Annotated in this window: 15 protein-coding genes; 7 read left to right on the top strand and 8 right to left on the bottom strand. The window is 37.5% G+C overall.

Translation table 11 applies throughout. The features are described from left to right. Positions 1–58 precede the first annotated feature (58 nt). Both KO524_RS04645 and KO524_RS04640 read left to right on the top strand, forming a co-directional pair. Complete coding sequence (locus KO524_RS04645) at positions 59–259, top strand: hypothetical protein (RefSeq protein ID WP_219290943.1); 201 nt, start codon at positions 59–61, stop codon at positions 257–259. Between the two features lie 30 nt (positions 260–289). Next, positions 290–2,347, top strand: coding sequence for a tetratricopeptide repeat-containing sensor histidine kinase (locus tag KO524_RS04640; RefSeq protein WP_219290940.1), 2,058 nt, complete (start codon positions 290–292; stop codon positions 2,345–2,347). A gap of 36 nt (positions 2,348–2,383) precedes the next feature. Here KO524_RS04640 and KO524_RS04635 read toward each other — a convergent pair whose 3' ends face one another. The 3 genes from KO524_RS04635 to KO524_RS04625 all read right to left on the bottom strand — a co-directional run bounded on the left by KO524_RS04635 (position 2,384) and on the right by KO524_RS04625 (position 7,178). Then, a complete protein-coding gene (locus tag KO524_RS04635; RefSeq protein WP_219290937.1) occupies positions 2,384–4,051 on the bottom strand; it encodes a S41 family peptidase in 1,668 nt (555 codons plus the stop codon). Positions 4,052–4,340: 289 nt separating this feature from the next. Further along, complete coding sequence (locus tag KO524_RS04630) at positions 4,341–4,796, bottom strand: thioredoxin fold domain-containing protein (RefSeq protein WP_219290934.1); 456 nt, start codon at positions 4,794–4,796, stop codon at positions 4,341–4,343. Positions 4,797–4,922: 126 nt separating this feature from the next. Further along, entirely contained in the window at positions 4,923–7,178 is a 2,256-nt protein-coding gene (locus KO524_RS04625; RefSeq protein ID WP_255555139.1) for a TonB-dependent receptor, read from the bottom strand. A gap of 102 nt (positions 7,179–7,280) precedes the next feature. On the opposite strand from KO524_RS04625, the gene KO524_RS04620 reads away from it, so the two are divergent. From KO524_RS04620 to KO524_RS15490, 3 genes are read left to right on the top strand one after another with little or no spacing between them, the layout of a single operon-like run. After that, positions 7,281–7,940: a metal-dependent transcriptional regulator gene (locus KO524_RS04620; protein ID WP_219290931.1), complete on the top strand. Its 660-nt coding sequence runs from the start codon at positions 7,281–7,283 to the stop codon at positions 7,938–7,940. Between the two features lie 16 nt (positions 7,941–7,956). Then, on the top strand, positions 7,957–8,370 hold the full coding sequence (locus KO524_RS04615) for a hypothetical protein (RefSeq protein ID WP_219290928.1): 414 nt from the start codon (positions 7,957–7,959) through the stop codon (positions 8,368–8,370). Beyond that, complete coding sequence (locus tag KO524_RS15490; protein ID WP_219290925.1) at positions 8,357–8,743, top strand: DUF2752 domain-containing protein; 387 nt, start codon at positions 8,357–8,359, stop codon at positions 8,741–8,743. The genes KO524_RS04615 and KO524_RS15490 overlap by 14 nt, the downstream gene beginning before the upstream one ends. 55 nt (positions 8,744–8,798) lie before the next feature. Here KO524_RS15490 and KO524_RS04605 read toward each other — a convergent pair whose 3' ends face one another. The 4 genes from KO524_RS04605 to KO524_RS04590 form a co-directional block, all read right to left on the bottom strand. Beyond that, entirely contained in the window at positions 8,799–8,936 is a 138-nt protein-coding gene (locus KO524_RS04605; protein WP_219290923.1) for a FeoB-associated Cys-rich membrane protein, read from the bottom strand. A 6-nt stretch (positions 8,937–8,942) separates the two neighbouring features. Next, positions 8,943–11,039 carry a ferrous iron transport protein B gene (gene feoB, locus KO524_RS04600; RefSeq protein ID WP_219290920.1) on the bottom strand — a complete coding sequence of 699 codons (2,097 nt, stop codon included), beginning with the start codon at positions 11,037–11,039 and terminating at the stop codon, positions 8,943–8,945. A 6-nt stretch (positions 11,040–11,045) separates the two neighbouring features. Continuing rightward, positions 11,046–11,276, bottom strand: a complete 231-nt coding sequence (locus KO524_RS04595; protein ID WP_219290917.1) for a FeoA family protein — start codon at positions 11,274–11,276, stop codon at positions 11,046–11,048. Positions 11,277–11,387: 111 nt separating this feature from the next. Next, positions 11,388–12,089 carry an SCO family protein gene (locus tag KO524_RS04590; RefSeq protein WP_219290914.1) on the bottom strand — a complete coding sequence of 234 codons (702 nt, stop codon included), beginning with the start codon at positions 12,087–12,089 and terminating at the stop codon, positions 11,388–11,390. Positions 12,090–12,339: 250 nt separating this feature from the next. Here KO524_RS04590 and KO524_RS04585 point away from each other — a divergent pair, with 250 nt between their 5' ends. Together KO524_RS04585 and KO524_RS04580 are read left to right on the top strand one after the other, a co-directional pair. Beyond that, entirely contained in the window at positions 12,340–14,409 is a 2,070-nt protein-coding gene (locus KO524_RS04585; RefSeq protein WP_219290911.1) for a M13 family metallopeptidase, read from the top strand. Positions 14,410–14,555: 146 nt separating this feature from the next. Next, entirely contained in the window at positions 14,556–15,872 is a 1,317-nt protein-coding gene (locus tag KO524_RS04580) for a deoxyribodipyrimidine photo-lyase (protein WP_219290908.1), read from the top strand. On the opposite strand, the gene KO524_RS04575 is transcribed toward KO524_RS04580, so the two are convergent. Beyond that, a complete protein-coding gene (locus tag KO524_RS04575; RefSeq protein ID WP_219290905.1) occupies positions 15,855–17,861 on the bottom strand; it encodes a tetratricopeptide repeat-containing sensor histidine kinase in 2,007 nt (668 codons plus the stop codon). The two genes, KO524_RS04580 and KO524_RS04575, sit on opposite strands and share 18 nt — an antisense overlap. Positions 17,862–18,082 lie beyond the last annotated feature (221 nt).

The raw sequence follows: 18,082 nt of genomic DNA, 5'->3' as shown, positions 1-18,082 counted from the left end.
TACTCCAACAGGAGTAGCGGTCACCAATTTTTTAAACCAATTTTTAAAATTATTTAGTATGAAAAAAGCACTTTTACTTTTCGGGTTTTTTAGTATAGCCTTAGCGCTTCAATCGTGTACTAGTGACAACGATGAATTACACTCCAATGAGAATGAGCTGACCAACACCAGTTTATCGGACACTATTCCAACACCGCTGCCAAATTACAAAACCTCAGACAATGGTGATTTAGGTAAAGATTTAGATAAAAAGAAATAATTTTTTTATTTTTTTAATAATAATCTGAAGATGACCTTAAAATCATCTTCAGATTATATAATTTTGGGATATCGATTAGTCAGCCAAAAAACACTTATGAAGTCTCCCTTAATCTACATTTTACTGCTCTTTTCACTCTTTAGTTGTAATGATTATAATCCGGAAAAAGCGACAACCACCTATCAACTGTATTTAAACAAACTAAATGCTCCCAATACGAGTGTACCCGATCAATTAAATTATCTAGACTCTATAAGTCAACTGTTTAAGAACGCTACAAACACAAGCCAACACCGAGAGCGCTTAATAGAAACCGCATCGTTAGCCTACAATTTAGGACATAAGACAAGCTATTTCAAGCTGTCTAAAAAGCTATATGAAAAATCAAAAATAAGCAAGGATAGTGCACACACGGCTCAGGCTCTATATTTTATTGGAGACTATTATGACGAAATCAGTCAGCCCGATAGCGCATATTACTATTATTCCAAATCTACCAATCTCTATCACTTACTGAACGACACTCTAAAACAGGCCAAAACCTCACTATATAAGGCGGGTATTTTGTTTGATGAAGGGCTCTATAATGAGAGTGAAGCAGAAATTCTCAAAACCTTACACTTGTTACAAAACACTACTGATATACGCTATTTGTACCAGAGTTACAATTTGTTGGCAATTACTTTAAGTCAGAATGCCCAACACAAAGAAGCGCTACTTTACCAGTATAAGGCCTTAGAAACCTTAAATCAGCTAAAACAAACCGATATGGACCCCGAGGATTTACACTATTCTCTAGTCAATTGCTACAATAATATGGGTAATACCTATGATAAACTATCCGAATTTAAACAAGCGGAGAACCTCTATCAAAAAGGGCTAACTACCCCAAATTTAAAGACGGAAAAACCAGCACTATACGCCATGCTTCTCAACAATCTTGGCAATAATTATATGCTTCAAAACCAACATAAAAAAGCATTTCCCCTGTTGATAGCAGCTCTAAGCATACGCGATAGTTTACAATTAAAACCGGGAATTATCACTAGTAAAATTCGTTTAGGCGACTATTATATCCACATTAAAGATACCGCGACTTCCCTAAAATACTGGAAAGAAGCTTACAGTTTAGCAAAGGAGACCCAAAGCCACGATGAGATCTTGCGAAGTCTAAAATTACTTTCGAACTACGATGCCGAAAAAAGCCAATTTTATTCCGACTTACATTTTAAAACGAACGACAGCATCCGAGTTAAGGAGATACAAACCCGAAATAAGTTTGCCCGTATCGAATATGAAACCAATGAAATGGAACAAAAAAATGAAATTTTAGTTCGCCGCGTATCGCTGTTGATGATGGCATTAGGGGTGTTTTTAATTTTGTCACTTGCCGTCTTTTTTATTATCCGCCTAAAAGCAAAAAACAGGCAACTGCGCTATATACAAGACCAGCAAAATTCCAAAGAAGTCATCTATAGATTATTATTACAACAGGACGAACTCGGCCAACAACTGTTGCTCCAAGAACGAAACCGTATCGCTAAGGAATTACACGATGGAATCATCAATACCTTGTTTAGTATCAAACTGCATTTGAACTCAAACAGCCAACAAAAAGAACAATTAGTTGCTGATTTAGAAAGCGCTTCAGAACAAATAAGACAGATTTCCCACAATTTGAAAGACAATACTTTTGCACAATCCAATTTCTCTCAGGTTATTGAGAATTTAATCGACAAACAATCGACAACCACTACGGCATTTGAATCATTAATCGCTAAAAATCTAGATTGGTCGCCTTTTAGCTATGATCAAAAAATAAACATATATCGCTTGCTTCAAGAAGCCATTCAAAACGTTTTAAAACACGCAGAAGCTACTCAATGTTTTATTGTTGTATTGGAAAACGCTACTTCAATTATAATCAAAATTCAAGATAATGGGGTTGGTTTTAATACGTCCAAATCAAATAAAGGTATTGGCCTGCGGAATTTTGATGAACGCGTCAAGGAACTGGGAGGTAGCTGGAACATCGAATCAAAAAAGGGAACAGGAACCACATTAAAGGTTGTTATTGAAAAAAAATAGGAAGCAAAATTATTTAGATGATGGCATCCTTCTCTTTTATTCTATCGCTGCTGTTTGTATATACTTTATCGCTTCATCAATATAGAGTGATGGTTTGTAATTCAGTGTATGCTCTTGCAGTGCTTTATCCAGTTTTAAACCATTGCGTTGCAATGTATAATTACCGCTTACATCCATCGCCATATAATTGGTAAAAACAAAGGTTTGTCCGTTGAGCAGTTGGTAATGATTTGAATTCATAATAGCCCCTGAGGTCTGTTCGCCTATAGTATAACAGTTGTCATTTTGTTGTATAGCCGCTCCCAAGTACTCTGCTTTACTCTGTGTTCCTCTATCTACTAATAAAACCACTATACCCTTAAAGGATTCCTTTTTGCCATATACAACTACAGCACTTCCGGCGATCTTCTCAGCAATATTATCGTCTTGAAAAGCTCGTTTAGCTGGTCCTACAGGCGCCAATATTTTCAAAAACCTCTTTTTATCTGAAACTAAATGATCGATATCCCTGATTACAAGATTGGCCGGATGTGTGCGTAAATCAACAATGATTCCCTTGCTATCTTTGAATGCTGTCAAGGCTTTTTTTAATGTTTTTCCCGTTATGCTTTGCAAGTTGATATAGCCTATTTCATCATTAACACTAGTGTAGGTAGAACTCAAAAAAGAACTCGGCATTAAAGATGCTTGAGTATAGTTTATTTCACTCGGTTCGTATAGCGGTATTTCTTTGTCAACAACCAATCCTGATTCCCGTTTTAATAAACTAATCTTGATAGTTCGCTTGTCCGATGCAAGTAATAAAATTCTTTGAATTCTCGCCCTGATTGAACTGCCGTTCGAACTGCATAAATGAAAGTTTTTAGAAATATAGGCCGCCACGGTCATATCGTCTATTCCAACAACTACATCACCTAAGGCAACTCCCTGAACTTGGGCTTTTGGCAAATCGCGAATTTCCGTAATCACCAAAGAATCATTAATAATTTTCCCTCCAAATACCGGATAGTACTTCATTCGGTTTACGACTAAACTAATATCTAGATTATCGGAATGCGAATCATTGATATTGGCCAGTAAATTGTCTTTTATCCGTTCAAAATCAGTGGTTGTTTTACTCGATTCAAATTGCTCAACAGTTTCCTCTAAAACCAAATTCCAAGCTTTATCGTTTAAAGTGATGTTGACGTTCCAAAATTGCATCGCATTCCAAAATGAAGCCAATAACAACAATTGATGTGATTTGATATCCTGATTAAAAGCAAATGTCTTACTCTCGTCTTCTAAACTAACATAAGAAGTCATTTTTCTGAGCTTTGCATAATAATCGCCGGTATTATCATTGTTTATTATAGTTTTTAGTTTGTTTTGCAAAGGACTTCCGAAGTTTGAAATCCAATGGTAATCCGCATAAATTTCAATATGCTGATTTTGGGTGGTATTATAATGGTTTCTCTTGGAGTCAAAATGTTCTATCCAACTCAGTATATTTTGTTCAAATTCTTGTTGATTGATCCCCTTTGTAATTTGTTCGTATTTTTCAACAAATTCTTTATTCATATCATAAGCACCACGACTCGCCTCTGGATGCATGTATTTCACTACTCCCCATATTTTTATAAACGAATTCAATTGCTCCGTTCTATTGATTGCAAAAGCATTCACAGAAATTAAAACCAATACCATAGAAATAAACCGCATCATTTTATATTTGTTTAGATAGTCGTTAAATAGAACGGAAAACTAACACTAAACCTTCATAGAAATAATTTTTACAGCCTAATTTTAACCACAAATTAACGATACCATAGAATATCGGGATTTTATAAATGGAAGACACAACGGTTAAATCATCCCAAGATCTTTGCTATAAATCAATTTTTATATAGCCGTAGTTCCACATAGACTCTCCTTCTCTTTTGTAAACCAAACATCGAAATAAAAAACGGCACCCTTTTGAGAGTGCCGTTTTCAGCAAAAAAAAATAATACAATCAATAAATTACTTCTAAAAGTGCGTGTAATTCAGACGCTTTGAGATAAGTGTTTTGTTGGAATACCTTTTGAAAATTGGAATCTAAAAAAACTAAAGATGGATACGTAACCCTTCCCTTTTGCTCGGCAAAATGGGTTGTCAGCTGATGGCTTCCCGATTTTAATCCGCTTTTTTTAAACGCCATATTCTGATTATTCCATTTAAGCGGCTCTTTGGACTCCCCATCGAAGAAAATCACATAGTAATTCTCATTTAACTCCTGTATGATTTTCGGATCTGCGAAAGTTTTTTGCTTCATCAATTCGCAATAGCTACACCAATCGGTATAAAAGAACACCAATAACGGACGAGGTTGCTGTTCCATCAATTGCTCAATTTCTGCAAAAGTGGTCGTCTTTATTTGCGCTACACTTACTAAACTCCACAATCCAATTATCCAAATCCAATAGTTCATTTCTCTTGCTTTTTCGTTTATTGCTTCGCCCGTTCGGCTAAAGCCTCGAGTCGTCAATTTACTTTTAGGTTGTAACAAATCTATCCTTCCTTTTAATTTGCAACCATTAATTACCTACGACATTACTTAAAACACGGTATATCTCAATCCCAAAAACCCTTGAATTCCCTGTAAAGGTGTATAACTGTAGTCGTTGGGTTCAAAAATTACATCTGTTCTTCCCGCAGGTGGTTCGATGCCATTGCCAGGCTCTCCATACGGATCCCACCAACGGGCAATAACATCTTCTTTTGGCAGCGTATTGAATAGGTTTTTGACTCCGCCGTAAAGTTCAAAACGTTCGTTAAACTTTTTGGTAATTTGAATGTTAGCCAAAACAACCCAAGGCGAATATTCCGGTCGGTAATCGTCTTCTACTCTAGGTAAACGCATGGAACCAGTCCAATTTCCCGTTAAGTCAGTAGAAAAACCACTTCCGAAATCATAGGTTGCCAAAAGGTTCCCAGACCACTTTGGAGCATGATACAAGGGGTTCTTTTCCCCCTCTTCTTTACGATACACATCCATATAGGTTGCACCCATCATCAATTTTAAAGGAAAATCAAACACTACATCCACATTAAGGGACAAGCCTTGAGAAATAGCATGCCCGTCTAAATTATCATATATAATTTTAGTCTGATCCGTATCGGTATCCGCATCAATTTTATTGGTGAAATACGAATAAAAAGCTGTTGCATCAAAGCTAATTACTCCAAAAGAAGCGGGAACTTTCCAAGTGTAATTTAAATTCCCATTATACGATTTCTCCGGATCTAAGGCTTCGGCAAAAACCACTTCTCTCGCTCCTGTAAGTGCTCTGTGGTCTTCGGTAAATACATTGACTACCCGAAAGCCCGTTCCAAAACTAGCCCGTAGTATATGATGACTTGACGGCATATATTTATAACCAATTCTCGGAGAATGAATTTCCTTATGCACTCTATCGTAATCCAAGCGATATCCCAACAACAATTTATGCTGTTTGTTTAAACTCCATTCATCCTGAACAAACAAGCCTAGATTAGGGCGTTTCATCGGGTCGTTTTCCACCAAACCCTCTTCGTCATAAATACCCGTTCCCCGAGTATTATCATCATAATAAGTATATTTATAAGAAGCTCCTAAAAGCAAACTGTGGTTTTTCCATGCTGTATCCCAATAGGCCTGCCCAAAAATCACTTGCTGTTTGGCCTGATACGATTCTATACCGTAAAAAGAATTTTGCTGATGCCAGTTGTAAGAAAACTGTGTATAAATATTTGGTGTAGTTGGCAATTGATACATACCTATCGCTTCAAATCTGTTGGTAAAAATACTTTCGCCATAGACTTGATCTCCGCCACGATCGCGTTCGCGATTCCAGTGATTTTCCCCACCCCAACGATCTTCATAAAGGTAACGTATAGCCATACTTGCGCTGCGTTCGTCCGACCTATCGAAATTCCATTTGTTAAACAACGAAATACGATCTTGCAAGGTTACATCGGTATAACCATCTTTATTTAAATCTTTGCGCTCTCCGTATTTAAAATAATTTACTCCCAATAAACTATGGGTCTTTTCTCCCAGTTTGAATTTCATAGCTGCATCCAAGTTCGTCTCCAACCAACTGGTAGTAAATCCATCCAAACTCAACAAGGGTGCCGATTTGGCATTTTTGGTTATCACATTGATAATTCCACCCATAGCCTCGGTACCGTATAAAGAAGAAGCCGGTCCTTTGACCACCTCTATGCGTTCGATTAAACTATTTGGAATACCGCTTAACCCATAAACAGATGATAGGGATGAAACGATAGGCATACCGTCAATCAAAATCATCGTATAGGGCCCTTCCATTCCGTTGATATGAATGTCCCCAGTATTACATACGTTGCAATTTAATTGCGGCTGAACGCCGTTAATTAAGCGCACAGCATCAAACAAGGAAGAAGTCGGATTTTTCTGAAGAAACTTAGGCGTATAAATTTCTACAGGAACCACCGATTCCGATTTTAATACCGGTTTTAGAGTTGCCGAAACTACAATTTCATTTAAATCGGAATCTAACGGCAAATCAAAATCCCAGGTTGTCAGTTTCCCCGCTACAACCTCCAATTTCTTTTTCACCGTTTTATAACCCACGTATTCAACGACCAGGTTGTAACTACCCGGTTCTAATGCCTCAAATTTATAAAAACCCGCTTCATCTGTCAGCGTTCCCAAAGTGGTTTGCGCCATTGTAATCTTGGCTTCTACCAACGCATTTTCGCCGGAGGAAACCCGCCCCTTTATTCCGGTTTGAGCGAGTAGATTTGAAGGAATTACCCCCAATAAAAGAACAAGTATTAGTGCCCTCATAAGTATTTATTTAAATTAGTTTAAATTAATTTTTAGACAAATCTAAATATTATTTCATTAATAAAAAAGAATGTACTTTTGTATTTTATAAAAAATATTATCATGCTGACCTATTCTGAAGAAAACTACCTCAAAACGATTTACCATCTTTCGCTCTTTCAAAAAAAGGGAGTGGCTACTAATGCCATTGCTGCTAAGATTGAAACCAAGGCTTCGTCTGTGACTGATATGATTAAAAAACTGAACGACAAAAAACTGATAGAATACCAGAAGTATCAAGGAGTTACCTTAACAGAACAAGGCTTGATGGCCGCTAAAATGATCGTTAGAAAGCACCGTCTTTGGGAGGTTTTTTTAGTGGAAAAACTCGATTTTTCATGGGATGAAGTTCACGATGTAGCCGAAGAATTGGAGCATATTAAATCGGAAAAACTCATCAATAAACTCGATGCCTATTTGGGTTTCCCTACGGAAGATCCGCACGGCGATCCGATTCCCAATGCCAAAGGAGAGATAAAAACCGTCAATAAATTATTATTATCCGACGTAAAAAAGAATATCGTCTGTATTTGTGTGGGAGTAAAAGATTCTTCGAGCAGTTTTTTACAATATTTAGACAAGCAAAATATGTCGTTGGGCAGTGAAATTGAAATTTTAGACATCGAAGTCTTTGATCAATCATATCGGGTAAAAATCAACGGTGTTACCATGACTATTTCCAAGAAGATTGCCAGTAATTTATTTGTAAAAACAACGGAGTAACCATTTATCATTAGTTATGGAAAACACGACAACAAGTCCGTATAAGTCGACATCACAAGCCCTGGGAATCATCGGTTTTGTGCTGGGAATACTTACGCTATTAATATCTTTTCTACCTTGCGTGGGGGTTATGGCAATTGTATTTGGGATAGTAGCTATCGTGCTTTCCACCACTGCCCTGATTATTTCTATCCAACACCATCAGTCTAAATTATTTGCGACCATAGGGCTAATTTTGGCTCTATTAGGCTGTGCCATTGCCGGTCTACAATATTTTGTATTGGCCAAGATAGCTAAAAACATCCCCAATCAATACCAAGAAGAATTGCCCTATATCATCGACAGAGATACCATCTTTGCCGAGCCAGACAACGACGATGCTGCTTACGAGTATCAAGACACTCTAGTCCCTAACAATGCCACTAAATAGTTCCTCAATACAGTCCTACCGCATCATCAACTATACGTTGTTGGTGCTCTTTATGGCTGGATTACTATGGTTGCTCTTCAGTCCCGTTACACCGAGTTGTTATTATCAAAAAAACTACGGGATAAACTGTCCCACTTGCGGTTTAACCAGAGATTTTAAATCGATTTTAAAGGGCGATTTTTCAGGTTTAATCGCTGCAAACTCATTTTATTACTTTAGTGCGTTTAGCCTGGTGTTCTTAAGTAGAATAGTTGCAAATACCCTTTTGTACTATCGCAGTAATAGAAACGTTTTGATGGTATATGAAACAGTGGTCGCAGTTTGTATCCTTATTTTATTGATCCTTGGTCTGTCTCAGACAACTTCCATATAGCCAATTCTCGGGTACAAAAAAACCGAAATACAATTCCGGTTTTTTATTGATTATTTTAGCTACAGCCGCAACCGCCACTGCCACAAGAAGTATCTTGATCGTTCCCTTTTTTAGGTTTCCAAAAAAACTTCTTTAACAAGATGACTACTGCTAAAGCCACTAAACTATATGCTATAATTTCTTGATAATTCATACTTTATTATTTTAATAATTGATAGGCTACCAACGCAACCACATAAGCAAACACGGTCATAAAAACCAGTTGAAAGAGCGTCCATTTCCAAGAATTGGTTTCTCTCTTTGTAATCGCTACCGTTGAGGCACATTGCATGGCAAAGGCATAAAACAACAACAACGAAATACCCGTAGCAAAATCAAACACTTTTTCACCGTTTGGTCTTACTTCATCTGCCATTCTGTTCTTTATCGTTTCTTCTTCATCGGTAGAGCCCACGTTGTATATTGTAGCCAAAGTTCCTACAAAAACCTCTCTAGCCACAAATGAGGTAAGAACGGCAATTCCAATTTTCCAGTCATAACCCAAAGGTCTAATAACGGGTTCTATTCCCTTACCTATAATACCAATATACGAATTTTCTAATTGATAACTAGCAATATGCTCATCTAATTCTTCTGCGCTATAATGTTGTTCGGCATATTTTTCGGCAACGATTTCCTCGGCATTGTTAAATTTTTCACCCGGACCGTGAGCTCCCAAAAACCAGATAATAATGGAAAGTACAAATATAATTTTACCTGCTCCATAAACAAAGGCTTTGGTTTTTTCGAGCATGGTTAACAATACATTCTTTAGTATAGGCATTTTATAGCCTGGCATTTCTACTACAAAATAAGTTTTTGCCTCGGCTTTTATCACTTTGTTCAGTACCCAAGCCGCAGCCAAAGCTGCAAAAAAACCAATCAGGTATAAAAGTCCCAAAGTAAGTCCCTGTAAACTAAAAAATCCAAATAATTTTTGGTCTGGAATCACCAAAGCAATGATGATAACATAAATCGGCAAACGCGCTGAACAAGTGGTAAAAGGCGTTACCAATATGGTTAACAAACGCTCTTTCCAATTTTCTATATTACGCGCCGACATGATTGCCGGTATGGCACAAGCATTACCCGAAATTAAAGGCACCACACTTTTTCCGCTCAAGCCAAATGGACGCATGATACGGTCCATTAAAAAAACCACCCGACTCATATAACCCGTTTCTTCCAAAATGGCTATAAACATAAATAATATAGCAATTTGCGGTATAAACGGCATGATTCCGCCAATACCGGGTATGATACCGTCGGCAATCAAATCGGTTAATTTCCCCGGTTCCATCACCTCTTTAAGCCAAGAGCTTAGCGAGGAAAACGACTCGTCGATAAAGTCCATAGGCACACTAGCCCATTCAAAAATAGCTTGGAAAATCAATAAGAGTATCGCAAAGAAAATCAAATAACCATAAACCTTATGAGTCAGCACTCTATCTAAACGACTGCGAAGATCTTTGGCTTTACTCGAGTCAACAAGGTATGATTTTTTTAAGACGTCGTTGATAAACTGATAGCGTTTAACCACCTCTTTTTGCTGCAATCTTTTGATGTCAGCCTCTTTATATATCAAACCTTTAACTTCAATAGCCGATCGATTAAGGGCGCCCAAATGAAGATTTTGTGTAAAAACCAACCATAATTTATATAAAGGCTCTTCGGGAAAAGCAGCCTGCAATTGGTCGAAGAAAACTCGATCAATCTGAGAAGCCTGTAAAGACGGCTCTAAATCAATAGATTTAAAATCGATAATAGCTTCTTTTAATGTACTTATACCCTCCTTCCGACGGGCGCTAATTAAAACGATTTTGGTTTTTAATTGAGACTCTAAGGCAGCAATATCGATGGAAATGCCCTTAAGCTCCATACGATCCGCCATATTGATAGCCAAAATAGTCGGAATTCCAAGGTCTTTTATCTGAGTAAACAAAAGCAGGTTTCGCTTAAGATTTTCCACCTCAGAAACCACTACGGCTACATCGGGATAAAATGGATTCTTTTTGTCTAACAACAAATCCGATACGATTTGTTCGTCAACAGAACTCGGATTAATACTATATGTTCCCGGCAAATCGATGATGGTAGCCGTTATCGAATCCGATAACCTGCTAGAACCCACTTTCTTTTCGACTGTTATTCCAGGATAATTTCCTACTTTTTGATTTAAACCCGTTAAGGCATTAAAAACCGATGTTTTACCAACGTTCGGATTGCCGATTAAAGCAACTTTTAAATTTGATTTCATCAACAATTATTTTCTAATTTCTATACGGATTTCCTTAGCCAATTCCTTTCTGATCGCTATATGTGTTTCATTGATGCACAGATATAAGGGGTCGCCTAACGGAGCTACTTCTAGCAATTCCACTTGGTTTCCTGGTAAACAACCCATCTCTAATAATTTCAACGGGATATGCTCCATATCAAAATCTACTATGATTGCCTTTTGGTTTTTACCCAATATGTCTAAGGTGACCTCCATTTTTATTTAGATTTAATTCATATTGCAAAAATAAGTAATTAAAAAGGATAACCCACCCTTTTTTCTACTTTCAAAGTCAATTTGCCCTCTTAGACACGACTTTTTCCTTCATTATTTCGATTCATGTGTATCCAACCACTTGATATCTTCTAATAATTGTTTTACGTTTTTACTCTCCTTATCGGGAGTGTCCAAATTGGTACCGTCATAAAACCCGCGAATACGTCCTTTTCGATCCACTAAGATAAAGTTTTCGGTATGTACCATATCGTACATCTCATCTACAGAACCTGTTTTTACTGCTAAATACGATTGTCTGGCCAAATAATAGATGTCTTTTTTATTTCCAGTAACCAAATTCCACTTGGCATCTAGAACTCCTTTGTGCTCGGCATAGGCTTTTAAAACCGGAACGCTATCTATATCTGGTGTTACGGTATGCGATAATAACTTTACATTGGGCATGTCTTTAATCTGATTTTGCAACCAAACCATATTATCTCCCATAATCGGGCAAATGGTTGTACAGGTTGTAAAAAAGAAATCAGCTACATAAATGGTTTCTTCATAATCTTTATTGGTAATGGTGTCACCGTTTTGATTGACAAATTTAAACGGTGCTATACGGTGTTTTTGTTTGTTGGCCTGATGTTGAATCAAGGTATCTACCAATTCTGGATTGACCATGGACGGGGTATAAACCGGTAAGGTTTTACGCCATGCCAAAGCATTATAAAACATGATCATGATCCCCACACACAACAAAAAGAAAAACAAAAAGAAATAGCGGTATTTTTTAAAAAATGCTCCCATGATTATTTTTTTTTGCGAATTTACAAAATGACTTGGTAACTATAGGTTAAAAAGAAGATAAAGGTTTTAGTGCGAACGACTAATTACACAAAAAAAGCTCATTTTAATCATCAATGATCTAAACGAAGTCACTAGTTCGATTACCGCTTTATTTGTGTCCGTAAAGCACCCGACAAAATAATCGCTATGCTAACCAATTAATTCATACTTTTGTTTGTAAACAATTTTTTAAACAAAAAACCAGAATATAATGAACAAGAAGTTATTATTGTTTTCTGCCGCTACGCTAGCTATGGTTGCCTGCAAGGATAAAAAGGCGGAAGAAGTAAAAGCCGAAACGCCTACTGAAAAGCATGGTATTGTTTTGGAATACATGGATAAGTCTGTAAAACCAGGCGATGATTTTTTTAGATATGTAAACGGTACTTGGTACGACAAAACCGAAATTCCAGCAGATAGAACGCGTTGGGGAAGTTTCGATGAATTGAGACAAAACACTGACAAAGACGCTTTGGCTATTTTAAAAGAAGCGGTTGCCAATACCAAGTTGGACCCTAAATCGGATCAAGCGAAAGCAGTAGCCGTTTATGAAACCTATATGGACACGGTAGCTAGAAACAAAAGTGGCATCACACCTTTAGCTCCCTATTTAGCAAAGATTGACGCTTTAACCAATGCAAAGGAAGCAATTGCTTTAATTTCAGAATTATCCAAAGAGGGTAGTTTGGGTTTTTATAGCGCTTATGTGTATGCAGACGCTAAAGACTCCAACAAAAACACCGTTTACTTGGGAACAGGTCCATTAGGATTACCTGATCGCGATTATTATATTTTACAAGATGCAGATATGAAAGACAAACGTGAGAAATATGTTGCTCACGTGTCTAGAATGCTTCAAATTGTAGGAGAAACGCCCGAAGCAGCAAAGAAAAATGCGGCTAAGGTATTAAGTCTTGAAACGGCATTAGCCAAACCTCAATTAGACCGTGTAGAACGCAGAGACGACAGAAAAACATACAATCCAATGAAATTAGCGGAGTTGCAAAAAATGACTCCTACTATTGATTGGAATCAGTATATCACCTCATCGGGAATCCAAAATCTGGATGTAATCGTTGTTTCAGAGCCGCGTTATATGAAAGCGGTTGAGGCACTTTTAAAAACAAGCGATATCAATGATATTAAGGCCTATATGAAATGGACTTTAGTCAATGATTCATCGGATAAACTAACCACTGCTATCGAAAAAGCAAATTGGGAGTTTTACAGCAAAACACTTCAAGGCGCTGTTGAGCAAAGACCGATTGAAGAACGTGCTTTAGCTGTAGTGAATGCCACTGTTGGTGAAGCTTTAGGGAAATTGTATGTAGAGAAAAAATTCCCTGCAGAAGCGAAAGCGAAAGCAAAAGCGATGATTGACAATGTTATTGAAGCTTATAAAGTAAGGATCAATAACCTTCCTTGGATGGCAGAAAGCACTAAAAAAGGTGCGATTGAAAAATTGAATAAGTTTACCGTTAAAATTGGTTACCCAGACAAGTGGAAAGACTATTCAAAATTGACCGTTAAAAACGCAAAAAATGGCGGAACTTTTTTCGATAATATGAGAAATGTATCGGTATGGCAAACGGAAAGAAACATAGAAGACTATGGTAAACCTGTAGATAAAACGCGTTGGGGTATGGCACCACAAACGGTAAATGCCTACTTTAACCCGTCTTACAATGAAATCGTATTCCCTGCGGCGATTTTACAACCGCCTTTCTACGATTACAAAGCAGATGAAGCTATTAACTACGGTGGAATTGGCGCGGTAATCGGACATGAAATTTCACATGGATTTGACGATTCTGGAGCTCGCTACGATGCTAACGGAAACTTATCAAACTGGTGGACCGACCAAGATTTGGTTCGTTTTACTAAATTGGGTGATGCACTAGCTGCAGAATACAGCAAATTGGAACCGCTAAAAGGTTTCTTTGTAGATGGTAAATTTACTTTAGGCGAAAATATCGGTGACTTAGGTGGTGTTAATGCTGCTTATGACGGTTTACAATTATATCTTAAAGCCAATGGAAACCCAGGTTTAATTGATGGTTTTACACCAGAGCAACGTTTCTTTATCTCTTGGGCTACGATTTGGAGAACAAAATCTCGTGACGAAGCACTTAAAAATCAAGTAAAAACAGACCCACACGCACCGGGTATGTACAGAGCTTATGTACCGCTTCAACATGTTGATGCTTTTTATACCGCTTTTGATATTAAGGAAGGTGATAAACTTTTCATCAAACCGGAGAACCGCGTTCACATCTGGTAAATAAAAACATTGAGAATAACCGCAGTTGTTGCACCAAGATCGCTGCGGTATTTTCTGAGTATACTACAAAAAAATGGATCATCTCAACTTAGGAGACGATCCATTTTTTTTTAGGCACTTTAAACATAAAATACTAATTTCGACAAATGGAAAAAAAGCAAAAGATAGACATATTTTGGTTTAGAAGAGACCTTCGATTAGAAGACAATTGTGGTTTATTTCACGCCTTAAATACCCCAAACCCCATATTGCCAATCTTTATATTTGACCCCGAAATTCTACAACAGTTTGAAGACAAATACGACCGTAGGGTCGATTATTTTCATCAAGCTTTAAACAGCTTGCACCAACAGTTGCTTTTACAACAATCCGGCATTCGTTTTTTTTATCAAAATGTGCTTGAGTGTTTTCAAGATTTAGTAGCGCAATATGACATTGAAGCTGTTTATTGCAATACCGATTACGAACCCGATGCCTTAGAGCGCGATGCTCGTGTACGGGATTTTTTAAAGTCGCATCAGATCCGTTTCAAGAACTATAAAGATCAAGTTGTATTTGAAGCCAATGAAATTTTAAAAGCCGATCAAACGCCTTATACCATTTTCACTCCCTATTCCAAAAAATGGTTGGAGAAAATACAGCCCTTTCATTATCAACCACACCCATCGGGAGCATTTCTTTCGAATTTACATCTTTGGAATGCACCACCTATTCCAACCTTAACCGATTTGGGTTTTAAGACCACAGATATCGTATTTCAGAAACCCGATTTAAATGTAATCCATATTGAAAATTTTGAAACCGTACGCGAGTACCCTATTTTAGATGCAAGCTCGCATTTAGGTATAGCGCTTCGCTTTGGTACCGTTTCGATTAGAGCATGTGTAGCTTTAGGACTAAAATCCAATGCGACTTGGCTAAAGGCCTTAATTTGGCGTGGGTTCTTTATGCAGATACTCTTTCATTTTCCCAAAGTGGTCCATCACAGTTTTAAATCTAAATACGATAGCATCATCTGGAGAAACGACGAAAATGACTTTGAAAAATGGTGTAACGGTCAAACCGGTTATCCACTTGTAGACGCCGGTATGCGCCAACTCAATAAAACGGGTTTAATGCATAATCGGGTTCGCATGGTTGTAGCGAGCTTTCTAAGCAAACACCTTTTGATAGATTGGCGATGGGGGGAAGCTTATTTTGCGCAAAAATTACTCGATTACGATTTGGCTGCCAACAACGGAAACTGGCAATGGGCAGCAGGAACCGGTTGCGATGCCGCGCCTTATTTCCGAGTATTTAATCCGGAAGCACAAATGAAAAAATTCGATGCAGAACAGCTGTATATCCAAAAATGGATCCCAGAATGGAATAGCGATATTTACCCACAACCTATGGTTGAACACGCGTTCGCTAGAGCACGGGCGTTGGACGCTTATAAAAAAGCCTTAAAAAGTGATTTCTAATACCGTTCCGCTTCCTTCACTAGTTTGCAGCACCAATTTACCATGGATTTTTGCTACGCGCTCATTCAGATTTTTAAAACCCATTCCGCGCTTTACCCGTTGAATATCAAAACCGATACCGTCATCAGCTATGCGCAACTTGACCTTATCCTGTTCTTTTAGAATCCAAATCGAACAATGCTTCGCCTTGGAATATTTGTTTACATTTTGCAAGGTCTCTTGAAGTATACGGTATAAATGCATCTTAACTTCTGTCGCAATATCTTCCCAAACAATCCCTCGATCAACCGACAACTCAAATTGAGTTCCAAACGAATTCTGCTGTAGCTCGATTAACTTTTTTACCACTTCTTCAAAAGTCTCGTCTTTTAAAAATTGTTGGTTGACTAATTTATGCGAAATCGTTCTCACTTCTTCCTCTGCTTTGAACAATTCGTTTACCAACAAATCCTTACGTGTCATATCTGCACTATCTAATTGCATTAAATTAAATCGCGTTGTAAAAATGCGATTAACGATACCGTCGTGCAATTCCTTTGCAATTCGATTGCGCTCCTTTTGTTTGGCTTTCTGCGTTTTCGATTGTTGATCAATGACCAATTTATAAATTAATTGGTTGGCATCTTGCTGCTTTTGCATCAAAACCAATTGTTTGTTTCGCGAACTCAACCGCAATACCAACAATAAAAACATCAAAAAACCTACTACTACAACAGCTATAAAAACAATTCGTCGATTACGTTCTTTTAAAAATTCGTTTTTATTGATCATTTCCTCGGTTTCATAAGCAATACGCGCAAATTTATTTCGAGTAGATCGTTCATTCGCTTGAATTTTTTCGTGCAAGCGTACATATTCCTTGGTGTTTCTACCCTTGTTTATCACGTCGTGTTCTACCAAAAAACGCAAAGCCTCTTTTTGGTCGTATTCACTATTCATACTCAAGGCCAAATCATAGGCCTGGGTAACAGATTTCAATCCTGAGTCGACCTCGCCAATTTTAAAATAATACTCTCCTAAAGTCAATTTACTGGATATCATTTCCTGAGTACTGCCCGACTTGGAACGAATGGCTTCTGCTATTTTTAAGTTTTTAAGCACCCCAACGGTATCGTTGTTTTGAATACGAGCAGAACCGATGTTATTTAATAAAGCAGCATATATGGCTGGGTGATTCTCATCAATACCGTTAACGTCCAATCCGCGCTGATAATATTCTATGGCCTCATCAAAATTATTATTAACCTCATAAGCCCCTGCAAAATTATTATACAAAGCACCATAAGCCAATATCAAATCATTCTTGTCAAACGTCCCTTCGGCATTCATACGCAACAATTCGGACTGGGTTAATCGAAAATAGTTTATAGACTCGTCAAAGGATTTTAATTCACATAAAATCAAACCCAAGAGTTGGTAGCTCTCGTAAACCGTCATCGGATGTTGGTCCCTGTTCACATAGCGCAATACGGTGATGGTTTCGACCTCAGCCTCCGTATAAAATCCGAAATCATATAAAATGGAAGCCTTCCCTAGCGACATCTCCGCTATTTTAATAGAGTCGTTAAGGGATTTATACCATTTTCCGGCTTGTTGATAAAAGAAATAAGTGCTGTCAAAATGCATTTTGTTTTCATAATAACCACCCAATGACTCAAAGGTTTTCGCCAAACTCAACGAATCCGATTCTTCTTTGGAATAAGTACGAACCCGATTTAAAATTTGTAAAAATTGACTTGAGGCTTCCTCCTTGTCGAACTTTGACGCCAATTCCAACAAATAAACGCGCGTAGCGGCAGAATTATCTTCGTCCATAGCATCGTCAAATAAGCTATCCAAAACCCGCCCTCTGTCGGTGTTGGATAAGTTCGTAAAATCAATACTATCTAAATAATTTTGATTTTTTACAGCTGCCAATCGTCCTTTAGTACAAGACAAACAACAGACTATAAGTAGAAAAACACCCAATAAACATCTTATACCATTCATAAATATCCTTTCTTTCCTCGACAAAAGTAAACATAAAGCCGTGATTTACATAGGCTAATTCCCACAAACTAACTTCTAAAATCTACTCTAGGAAACACTTTCTTATAGAAGTCTAAAATATAAGGCTGTTGATAAAACCCCTGTTTTTCACCCTTTTAATAGAACCTTATACATCAAATAAAAAAACTATTTTACAGCCAATTTCCTTAGTAATATTCCTA

The sequence above is a fragment of the Flavobacterium sp. NKUCC04_CG genome (assembly GCF_019345525.1).
Classification (GTDB): Bacteria; Bacteroidota; Bacteroidia; order Flavobacteriales; family Flavobacteriaceae; genus Flavobacterium.
The sequence above is the reverse complement of the archived record's forward strand: the minus strand, read 5'-3'. Positions and strand labels throughout refer to the sequence as shown.

What these genes read in the sequence shown, in the direction of transcription:
- KO524_RS04625 (WP_255555139.1), bottom strand. Translation starts at nt 7,178, where the DNA reads ATGAGGGCACTAATACTTGTTCTTTTATTGGGGGTAATTCCTTCAAAT.
- KO524_RS04645 (WP_219290943.1), top strand. Translation starts at nt 59, where the DNA reads ATGAAAAAAGCACTTTTACTTTTCGGGTTTTTTAGTATAGCCTTAGCG.
- KO524_RS04635 (WP_219290937.1), bottom strand. Translation starts at nt 4,051, where the DNA reads ATGATGCGGTTTATTTCTATGGTATTGGTTTTAATTTCTGTGAATGCT.
- KO524_RS04580 (WP_219290908.1), top strand. Translation starts at nt 14,556, where the DNA reads ATGGAAAAAAAGCAAAAGATAGACATATTTTGGTTTAGAAGAGACCTT.
- KO524_RS04585 (WP_219290911.1), top strand. Translation starts at nt 12,340, where the DNA reads ATGAACAAGAAGTTATTATTGTTTTCTGCCGCTACGCTAGCTATGGTT.
- KO524_RS04595 (WP_219290917.1), bottom strand. Translation starts at nt 11,276, where the DNA reads ATGGAGGTCACCTTAGACATATTGGGTAAAAACCAAAAGGCAATCATA.
- KO524_RS15490 (WP_219290925.1), top strand. Translation starts at nt 8,357, where the DNA reads ATGCCACTAAATAGTTCCTCAATACAGTCCTACCGCATCATCAACTAT.
- KO524_RS04590 (WP_219290914.1), bottom strand. Translation starts at nt 12,089, where the DNA reads ATGGGAGCATTTTTTAAAAAATACCGCTATTTCTTTTTGTTTTTCTTT.
- feoB (WP_219290920.1), bottom strand. Translation starts at nt 11,039, where the DNA reads ATGAAATCAAATTTAAAAGTTGCTTTAATCGGCAATCCGAACGTTGGT.
- KO524_RS04605 (WP_219290923.1), bottom strand. Translation starts at nt 8,936, where the DNA reads ATGAATTATCAAGAAATTATAGCATATAGTTTAGTGGCTTTAGCAGTA.
- KO524_RS04620 (WP_219290931.1), top strand. Translation starts at nt 7,281, where the DNA reads ATGCTGACCTATTCTGAAGAAAACTACCTCAAAACGATTTACCATCTT.
- KO524_RS04615 (WP_219290928.1), top strand. Translation starts at nt 7,957, where the DNA reads ATGGAAAACACGACAACAAGTCCGTATAAGTCGACATCACAAGCCCTG.
- KO524_RS04640 (WP_219290940.1), top strand. Translation starts at nt 290, where the DNA reads ATGACCTTAAAATCATCTTCAGATTATATAATTTTGGGATATCGATTA.
- KO524_RS04575 (WP_219290905.1), bottom strand. Translation starts at nt 17,861, where the DNA reads ATGAATGGTATAAGATGTTTATTGGGTGTTTTTCTACTTATAGTCTGT.
- KO524_RS04630 (WP_219290934.1), bottom strand. Translation starts at nt 4,796, where the DNA reads ATGAACTATTGGATTTGGATAATTGGATTGTGGAGTTTAGTAAGTGTA.